Annotated in this window: 8 protein-coding genes; 4 read left to right on the top strand and 4 right to left on the bottom strand. The window is 32.7% G+C overall.

The genetic code is table 11. The annotated features are described in order from the left end of the window. From HJ01_RS15970 to HJ01_RS15960, 3 genes are all read left to right on the top strand, one after another. Positions 1-1,417, top strand: a 1,417-nt coding sequence (locus tag HJ01_RS15970) for an Ig-like domain-containing protein (RefSeq protein WP_040474068.1), incomplete at its 5' end; no start/stop codon positions are given. Between the two features lie 63 nt (positions 1,418-1,480). Then, positions 1,481-2,395: a type IX secretion system membrane protein PorP/SprF gene (locus HJ01_RS15965; RefSeq protein ID WP_007139535.1), complete on the top strand. Its 915-nt coding sequence runs from the start codon at positions 1,481-1,483 to the stop codon at positions 2,393-2,395. A gap of 12 nt (positions 2,396-2,407) precedes the next feature. Continuing rightward, entirely contained in the window at positions 2,408-4,336 is a 1,929-nt protein-coding gene (locus HJ01_RS15960) for an OmpA family protein (RefSeq protein ID WP_007139534.1), read from the top strand. Between the two features lie 79 nt (positions 4,337-4,415). On the opposite strand, the gene HJ01_RS15955 is transcribed toward HJ01_RS15960, so the two are convergent. Together HJ01_RS15955 and HJ01_RS15950 are read right to left on the bottom strand one after the other, a co-directional pair. Beyond that, positions 4,416-4,856, bottom strand: a complete 441-nt coding sequence (locus tag HJ01_RS15955) for a KTSC domain-containing protein (protein WP_007139533.1) — start codon at positions 4,854-4,856, stop codon at positions 4,416-4,418. A gap of 173 nt (positions 4,857-5,029) precedes the next feature. Further along, positions 5,030-5,278 carry a hypothetical protein gene (locus HJ01_RS15950; protein WP_007139532.1) on the bottom strand — a complete coding sequence of 83 codons (249 nt, stop codon included), beginning with the start codon at positions 5,276-5,278 and terminating at the stop codon, positions 5,030-5,032. An 89-nt stretch (positions 5,279-5,367) separates the two neighbouring features. Between HJ01_RS15950 and HJ01_RS15945 the strand changes: the two genes are divergently transcribed. After that, the gene (locus HJ01_RS15945; protein ID WP_040474067.1) at positions 5,368-5,913 is read left to right on the top strand and encodes a hypothetical protein; all 546 of its coding nucleotides are present in this window, start codon (positions 5,368-5,370) and stop codon (positions 5,911-5,913) included. Positions 5,914-5,979: 66 nt separating this feature from the next. Here the strand turns inward: HJ01_RS15945 and HJ01_RS15940 are convergent, their stop codons facing one another. Continuing rightward, entirely contained in the window at positions 5,980-6,375 is a 396-nt protein-coding gene (locus tag HJ01_RS15940; protein ID WP_007139530.1) for a response regulator, read from the bottom strand. Then, a complete protein-coding gene (locus HJ01_RS17225) occupies positions 6,372-9,215 on the bottom strand; it encodes a PAS domain S-box protein (protein WP_007139529.1) in 2,844 nt (947 codons plus the stop codon). The genes HJ01_RS15940 and HJ01_RS17225 overlap by 4 nt, the downstream gene beginning before the upstream one ends. Positions 9,216-9,508: the final 293 nt, after the last annotated feature.

Genomic DNA, 9,508 nt, shown 5'->3' with positions numbered 1-9,508 from the left:
AACAGCCCAAGGCGGAACAGTAGTCTTGACTTCAAATGGAAGTTATACATATACACCGGCATTGAATTATAATGGTTTGGATAGTTTTAACTATACCGTAACTGATGGTAATTCATCTGATATAGGATTAGTGACAATTACAGTAACAGCAGTGAACGATGCCCCAGTAGCAGTAGATGACAATATAACAGCAATTGAAGACACCGTATTTAATTCGACAGTAGATTTAGATGCGAACGATACTGATGCAGATGGCGATACACTAACAGTAGTATCAGGCACCATTACAACAGCCCAAGGCGGAACAGTAGTCTTGACTTCAAATGGAAGTTATACATATACACCGGTATTGAATTATAATGGTTTGGATAGTTTTAACTATACGGTAACTGATGGTAATTCATCCGATATAGGATTAGTAACAATTACAGTAACAGCAGTGAACGATGCCCCAGTAGCAGTAGATGATGCAGCTACAACAAATCCAGGTGTTTTGGTAAGAATTCCAGTATTAGCTAATGACAAAGATATTGAGGCAGATTTTCTAACAGTAACTATTATTACACCGTCAACAAAAGGTATAGTCGTAGTTAATGAAGATGGAACAGTAAATTATACTCCTAATCTAAGTTTTACAGTTGGCACTGATACATTTGAATATCAAGTTTGTGATAGTGCTGGTTTGTGTGATATTGGTTCGGTGACTATTGGAATAGCAAATTGTACTGATAGCCCTAATTTAGACTGTGATAGTGACGGACTTGTTAATAGTGAAGAGAACGCCATTGGAACAAATCCTTTAAATTCTGATAGTGATGGAGATGGAGTTACTGACGGCGAAGAGGTTACCCTTGGTACAGATCCGTTGAATCCAGATACCGATGGAGATGGTGTGATAGATGGAACTGAGTTCATCGACGAAACAAACCCTATTGATGGTTGTGATGCTATCGAAGAACATGTAAGTGTACCTCAATCAGCTGCTTTCTTAGCTGGTGATTGTGATGGTGATGGAATTGCAAATGGCGATGAAATTGGTAACAATCCTAACAATCCTAAAGATACGGATGGAGATGGAATACCAGATTACTTAGAACCTAATAACATCTCAAAAGAAGAGGTCTTTGTTAACCAATTGATGACACCAAATGGAGATGGATATAATGATATATTAGTAATAGAGAATTTAGATAATTTTCCTCAAAACACGGTTAAAATTTACAATCGATGGGGTGTTTTAGTATGGGATACACAATCATATAATTCTCAAACTAATTTCTTTAGTGGAAAATCTAGAGGTAGAATCACTATCTCAGGTAATGAAATGTTACCTGCAGGCACCTATTTTTATGTTATTGATTATATAAACAATAATAAAGAAAGAATTAATAAGTCAGGTTATATATACATCAATTAACAGATAACTAAAAAAGGCCTGGAAAAAATCCAGGTCTTAAATAACAACTAAATAATTTAGAAGATGAAAAAAATATATCTAATAATAGTTCTATTTGTTGGGTTTGTAAATTATGCACAACAAGACGCACAGTATACACAATACATGTATAATACAATGAGCGTAAATCCAGCGTATGCCGGCTCTAGAGGAGTATTGAGTTTGACTGCTTTACATAGATCGCAGTGGGTAGGCTTAGATGGAGCTCCAAAAACACAAACTTTTAATGTGAATGCTCCTGTATCAGATAGGATAGGTTTAGGTCTTTCTGTTGTAAATGATAAAATCGGACCTACTAGTGAAACTTTTTTTGACGCTATGTTTTCCTATACTATTGAGACTTCTGCAAACGGAAAACTTTCTTTTGGTGTTAAGGGAGGACTTAATTTATTGAGCATCGACTTCAATCAGTTAAGCCGGTATCAAAATGAACCTACAATGCTTGAAAATAATTTAAACAATAAAATGTCGCCTAATATAGGTGCAGGTATTTATTACCATTCGGATAAATTCTATGCAGGTGTGTCAGTTCCTAATATTTTAGAAACAAAATATTTTGACGATGAATCGTTTTCAGTGGCAAAAGAAAATATGAATTTTTATTTCATTACCGGATATGTATTTGATTTGAGTCCAACTTTAAAATTGAAACCCGCAATTCTCACAAAAATAGTTGCTGGCGCTCCCCTTCAGTTAGATGTATCTGCCAACTTTATTTACAATGAAAAATTTACTTTAGGAGCTGCTTATCGATTAGATGCAGCTTGGAGTGCCTTAGCCGGTTTCAATATTGATAGGGGGATCATGGTAGGATTTGCTTATGATAAAGAGATAACAGAATTAGGTAACACCTCTTTTAATGATGGGTCTTTTGAAATTGTACTTCGATTTGAATTGTTTAACAAATACCAAAAATTATTCTCTCCAAGGTATTTCTAAAAAACTAGCGCTATGAAATTTAAAAAAATTATAACGACCATTATTTTTATCATCAGTGCTAATAGCATTTATGCACAGAATAATAAAATTGAAAAAGGAAACGAAAATTTTAAGAATTATTCATTTTCACCGGCAATAGACATTTATACAAAAATTGCGGACCAAGGATACGCATCTATTGATTTATTTAAAAAAATGGGTGACTCATATTATTTTAAAGGTGATTTAAAGGAAGCTGCTATTTGGTACAAAAAGGCAGTAGAGAATAACGAATCTGTAGATCCCGAGTGTTATTTTAGATATTCCCATGCCCTAAAATCAATTGATAATTATAAGGAAGCAGCCATAATTATGAATAAATTCATGGGAACTAAGCCTGATGATAGTAGGTCGAAATTATTGAAGTCAAATGAAGATTTCTTCAATACTATCAACAAAAAATTAAATAGATATTCAATTAATTTATTGGTCGATAACTCAGATGCCGCAGACTATGGCGCAACATTTTATAATAACAAGCTTGTCTATTCTAGTGCACGGGATACGGGCCTAATGGCACGTAAAATTCACAAATGGGATAATGAAATGTTTACGGACTTATATGTTGCAAATATAGAAGCTGATGGTCAAATAACTAATTCAGTAAAATTTTCGAATAAAATAAATAGTAAATTTCACGAATCTACTCCTGTCTTTACTAGTGACGGTAAGACAGTTTATTTTACTCGTAATAATTATCTAAATAATAAGAGAAAAGGTGATTTAAACGGTATTACAAAGCTAAAGATCTATCGGGCAAGATTAGATAAATCTGGGGACTGGGGTACTATTGAAGAATTGTCTTTTAATAGCGACGAATACTCTGTAGCGCATCCTGCATTAAGTAAGGATGGACGGACACTGTATTTTGCTTCCGACATGCCAGGAACTATGGGTTTATCTGATATTTTTGAGGTAGCTATTAATGCTGATGGATCATTTGGTTTACCAGTCAATTTGGGAGATAAAATTAACACCGAAGGAAGAGAAACATTTCCATTTATGAGCAAGGAAGGTATACTGTATTTTGCTTCGGATGGAATTCCAGGACTTGGTGGGTTAGATGTTTTTGCAGCAAAAATGGATCAAGAAGGCCACTTTATTGCCGTGCAAAATGTAGGTAAGCCCATAAATAGTACAAGTGATGATTTTAATTTTATAATAAACGATATTTCTAAAAACGGTTATTTTTCTTCTAATAGAGTGGGAGGAAAGGGAAGTGATGATCTTTATCTATTAAAAGAAACTACTCCGTTAGATTTTAATGATGGAAAAGAAATTAGGGTTTTTGTAAAATATCTTAACACTAACGAAGAAGTTGTAAATACTAAAGTTTCCTTGAGAAACAAAGCTAATTTAGTAGAGAAAGACTCACAAACTGATCGTGAAGGTAAAGTTGTTTTTGCCCTTAGTAGTCCGGAACAATATTCTATAAATATAGAGAAACAAGGCTACTTAATAGTTAGTCAAGACGTTAAAACGGAAGAAAATACTATTACTATTTACCTTGAAAAGGAATGTTATACCACTAATTTAGGGGACGATTTAGGAAAGATTTTGAAGTTGAATCCAATTTTGTTTGATACTAATCAATGGAATATTAGAGGAGATGCTGGTTTTGAATTAGGAAAGTTAATAGAAGCAATGAATATGTATCCAAAATTAAAAATTGCTATTAGGTCGCATACAGATACAAGAGGTTCTGAAAAATCAAATAAGCAGTTGTCAGAAAATCGAGCACAATCAACAATGAACTTCTTAATTTCGCGAGGTATCGACAAAGATCGATTAACTGCTAAAGGCTATGGAGAAAGTCTAACTATTGTTGACTGCATCTCGGAAAATTGCGATGAAGCGACTCATCAATTAAACAGAAGATCTGAGTTTATAATAATCGAATGATGTTATAAAATAGTAAAGCCCAATTATAAAATAATTGGGCTTTTTATATTTTAACTCAGCGTTAAAGAAACGGTTTCAATTAGTCTTGATTGATCGTTTTTCTCCAAGTGAAAGAATTTAGAATATGTCTTTTTGCAAATCTTCCAGGAGAAGAAGCGTTCACCATCTTTACGTAAGTGGCTTTAGGAACACTAATGTATTCATAAACACTTCCATTTGAAAAATTGATTATTAACCTACCTTCAACAAACTTATAATCAGTTATTGTAGCGGTGTTAATTGTTTCAGTATATTCCGGTAAGTTTAGTTTAGCTGTTTCAGGATTGATACTTACCAAAAAATGATAAGCTTCAATAACTTGCTTGCTTTTTTCTTCTGCCGCTTTTAATCCAGCTTCATCACCTTGAAATTTATCAGGATGACATTCCTTCATAGAGTTACGGTAGATTGTTTTCAAATCTTTTAGCTCTGCAGTTTTTTCTACATTTAGCAGTTTGCGGTATTCAACTATTTTTTTCATATAATATGGTAACTACTTGTCTTTTAATAAGAATTCAATATAATTTGATTTCTATCCCCGACAAATTTTTTGCAAAGGTACACTTTTTTTTTACTCTTTAGTTGGAGACTAAAAAATATTATGAAAAAAGCTGTTTCCATCTTCGTTTGCGGGAATTTTATTCTAAAAGGATATTATTGCTGCGGTTTGTTATTTGCTTTATCGAAATTTTTTGATTTTTTCGGGTATTTGTTGTGGCTGATGTCACTAGGGTTTTCGATGATTGTTTTTATCGTAATCATATCACCAACAACGTGTTTGGCCATAACCATTTTATAATCTAAAAGAAATTCACCACAAAAGAAATTGTTGTTTTCATCTTTTTCAATTATTCCTGTATAAACTCCCTTTTGTAACATTCTTTCTTCGGCACCTTTGGTCATAATCTATTTGTTTTAAAAAATTCAAGTTGCAAAGTTAATCAAATATTAGTTGTCTCGCTACGTTCTGCACATTCTGATTATATTTGTACATGCAAAAAATCTTCCGTCCCAGTCCCAAGTCCTTTAAAAACACTTTCTGTGTGTTCCAAGAATTTCCAATAGAAGAAATTGAAGGCTTAGTGTTGCAATATGCAAGCAAATCGGGCAGTAGTTATTATTACACTAAGGTAGGAATGTATCGGTTGTCGAACCATTGGGGCCGATTAGCTAATAGCAAATGGCGTTTAGAACCTTTGGAACCTGAGTCGGAATCAAAATTTAAATTAGGTTTTGCACCGTGGACTAGTTTTTACCCAGATAATGTCTTGGATGAATTGTACTATATAGAGATGAATTATGTCAAGAACACAGTCAATTATCAGCATAAAAACAATCCTAGTTATGATGAAAGGGCAATTCTTCGAACCAGCTTTGAAACTACTAAAAAAATCAAACAAATAAGGAACCTCCTTAATCTGACTTCATGGGCCAAGTATTTTGAATATGATGATTTAGATGTTTTGAGAAAAGAAATTATAGACCAATTAATCTTCACTAATAAAACCTTGGAGGAAATAAAAAGGGAAGTAGTGTAAATGTCGAAATATTATAACGTGCGAATCCTGTATTTAATTTAAGGGATTTCTATTTGCGATGTTGTTCTAATCGTTTGAAGCAATTAATAGTAAATCGTTTATGGAAACTGGTTTCGATAAATAGCCTAAAATCTCTGAGTAGGTTTTCGATTTGTTTTTATCTTCAGCTGCGATGGATGAACTTACAATATAGATATTGATTTGGTTACTAATTTCCGGTTTTAGGAGACTAAATGCATCCATAAATTCCCATCCATTCATAACGGGCATGTTAATATCTAACAGAATTAAATCAGGCAGGGAGTCCTTTTTCTTTAATGAATTGGCTAATGAGTCGATAGCGTCTTTCCCGTTTTTAAAAGAAGAAAAAGAGGAGAATTTTCCCGATCTATTAATTATTTTATCAATGAGAATTTGGTAGATTGGATCGTCATCAATAACCCATATGTTTTTTTTTCTCATTGTATGTAAATTTTAAATGTAGTCCCCATATTTGGTTCACTTTCTACTGTTATGGTACCGCCCATGGCTTCAATTTGGTTTTTAGTAATAAACAAGCCTATCCCTTTGGAATCTGGATTATTACTGAACGTTTTGTACATCCCGAAAATTTTGTCAGCATTTTTTACAAGGTCAATTCCTACACCATTATCTGATATTTGTAGAACATTCATATCATTTTCTAGAAACCATTGTATTGAGATTTCTGGTTTTCGTTGCGGGTGTCGGTAACGAATAGAATTGGAGATAATATTATAAAGGATACTTTCTAGATATGCAGGGTTATAATTAACCGTTATATTCTTTGGGATAATAGTAGTAATTGATACATCATTTAATATTATTTGTTCAGTTAAGACATTCTGTGCGGTATCTATATATTGTTGAAGGTTGATTGATTCAGATACTAAACCAATGTTTGTTCTTATATTTATAACTTCATTTAAGTGAACCATTGTTTCATTTAAGGAGTCAGAAACAGTCTTTAATAATTGGACCATCTCGTTTCTCTCTTCATCTGTCTCCGATATTTCAATTAAATTTACTATTGATGCAATATTACTCGTATGGGATCTTAAGTTATGAGATACTATATAAGAAAAATTTAATAGCCTTTGGTTTTGTTCGGTAACTAAGTTAAAGGAGTTATTTAATTCTTTTTCCGCTTCTTTAGTTTTTGTAATATCAATCATTATGCCTCGCATACTTGTTGCTGTGCCAGTTTCAACAACTATATTTACAATGTCTCTAAGCCATACCGAAGAACCGTTTTTGGCAATCATTCGGTATTCAAAATCATGGTTTGAATTTGCATCTACTTTTGTTCTGCAGTAATTCTGAACCCAAGAAGTGTCATCGGGGTGTATATGATCTTTCCAGAAACTTGGGCTTGAGGTCCACTGCTCTGGAGTATATCCCAATATATCTTTTACTTTTTCACTAATGAAAGAAAAATTTAATGTTTCGGCATCACATTCCCACACAATACCATCAACTGTATTTATTAAAGATTCTATTTTTTGTTGCGTCTTTAAGGCTGTTTTTTCAGCAGATTTACGTTCAGTTATATCTTCTGTAGCGATAATTACTCTTTCTAATGTATCTTCATATCCTTTGACTACACTATAAATAAGATGAATATCCCTTATTTCGCCTTTAGGGTTTTTTATATTAGCATCTATATTTAAATGATTATTCCCTTGGCAAATGGCTCCAAGATGTTTTATGAAATAATGAGGTATATCTTTACCTAATATAATATCAGTACTGCTAAGATGTTGAAGTTTTGTTTTTGGTGCATATTGAATCAAGCATTGATTGTTGACATTGAGAACTTTAATCAAAGAGAAACATTTTTGTATTATTTCTGGATGGCTCTCTAAAAAGGCTGTCACAATTTCTGGTTCTTCATTGATTAGATTTAATTCGAAAAGATAGTTTTTTACTGCTGAATAGTCTTCTTCCCATAGCGCTAAAGGGGAGTCGTCAAACAAACTTTTGAACCGAACTTCACTTTTTTTGAGTAGCTCTTCACTTTCTTTGATAGCTGAGATATCTTCAACAATTGCAATGTGGGTTGTCGCTTGTTTATTGATTTCCCACATCGGAGAAACAGTGAGGTTTATCCAAATCACTTTTCCTAATTTTGTGATGTATCTTTTTTCCATTGAATACTCTCGAATTTCTCCTCTCCTGAGCTTTCCTAAGTTAGCTAAATCATCATCGAGATCGTCAGGGTGAGTGACAGATTGAAAATTTTTATTTTTAATTTCCTCTAACGAATATCCTAACAAATCACTATGTTTTTTATTCACTTCCATGAAATACCCTGAGTAGGAATCAATTCGTGCAATGCCCACTGAAGCTTGATCAAATATAGTTTTAAATTTTATTTCGCTATTGATTAGTTTTGTGGCTTGCTCATTTACTAAAAGTTGTAGTTCGGCTGGTTTTTTAAAAATTAAGACAATAAAAACACCAAAACACAAGGCTAAAATAAATCCTAAAATAGTAGGAGCCATTAAGTGTGTGTAAACATCATTTGGATTTTTGCTGATCAAGTATATTTTCCAGTTTCCATCCGGGATGTATTCGGACACATAATTTTTCTGGGAGAAGTTACCTTTCATAGGCAGGAAAAATTCTTCCTTTGAAGTATTTGGATTAATTTTCGATAATTGAAAATAGTATTTTGATTTGTCTATTGCATGTATCCCTGATGTTTTAAGTAAAGTTTCTAACCTTATTATAACAGCAGAAAATCCCCAAAATTTATCTTTGTGATAAACCGGAAATCTTCCCACAATTCCTTCACCACCTTGCTTGAGTTGAAAAGGTCCTGCAAAGTACATTTTTTTATTAGCTATTGATTGTAAAGCTTCTTTTCTTAGTTTCTTTGATTTTAGGATATTTAATCCCATTGCAGCTTCATTCCCTTGCATGGGATATACATAGCTTATAATTCCATTAGGTACTAATTGAACTGAATTAATACTGTTGTTTGAGGCTAACAACTGCTTCGCAATTTCATCAAAGTTCTGAGGCTTGCCTTCATCATTAATAGTTAGGGCTAGTGTCAATGTAGTTGCGTAACAGTTTTTTAAGGATTGTCCAATATTTTGATGAACTCCTGAGAGGATCGTGTCCATTTCATTATTTTTGTTTTCCTTCAGAATTTGATAACGCTGGAAGGCAACAAAGATCACAACGCTGCATAAGACTAGTGAAACTATAAGCCCCGCAATTTTAGGCCTTGTTAAAAACCAACTGATTAAATTAGACCACTTATTTTTAGATTCCATTAGTTTTATTTGGGCAATTTGGGATAACTGAAATTATTAAAATTCAAATATTTGAATGCATTAGTAACTATAATGTAGGCAAATTAATTAAAAAATCTTATGGATTTAGATTTAATATTTTTTTTTATTAATTATTTTCAAACACCTAATTAATTCAATGTTTTATTGTGGGTTCTGTGTCTACTAGTTGACTTCAAATACTTTTATCAATCAATTAGCGCTATGGATTTTTTTTATAAAAAAAAAGATAGAAATGCAGCTTAGTTTGTGATAAGGAAATAAAAATGGAAGAA

This window comes from Flavobacterium frigoris PS1, assembly GCF_000252125.1.
GTDB lineage: Bacteria > Bacteroidota > Bacteroidia > Flavobacteriales > Flavobacteriaceae > Flavobacterium > Flavobacterium frigoris_A.
The sequence above is the reverse complement of the archived record's forward strand: the minus strand, read 5'-3'. Positions and strand labels throughout refer to the sequence as shown.

Coding starts and splice junctions, on each gene's coding strand:
- HJ01_RS17225 (WP_007139529.1), bottom strand. CDS start 9,215: ATGGAATCTAAAAATAAGTGGTCTAATTTAATCAGTTGGTTTTTAACA.
- HJ01_RS15940 (WP_007139530.1), bottom strand. CDS start 6,375: ATGAGAAAAAAAAACATATGGGTTATTGATGACGATCCAATCTACCAA.
- HJ01_RS15945 (WP_040474067.1), top strand. CDS start 5,368: ATGCAAAAAATCTTCCGTCCCAGTCCCAAGTCCTTTAAAAACACTTTC.
- HJ01_RS15960 (WP_007139534.1), top strand. CDS start 2,408: ATGAAATTTAAAAAAATTATAACGACCATTATTTTTATCATCAGTGCT.
- HJ01_RS15950 (WP_007139532.1), bottom strand. CDS start 5,278: ATGACCAAAGGTGCCGAAGAAAGAATGTTACAAAAGGGAGTTTATACA.
- HJ01_RS15955 (WP_007139533.1), bottom strand. CDS start 4,856: ATGAAAAAAATAGTTGAATACCGCAAACTGCTAAATGTAGAAAAAACT.
- HJ01_RS15965 (WP_007139535.1), top strand. CDS start 1,481: ATGAAAAAAATATATCTAATAATAGTTCTATTTGTTGGGTTTGTAAAT.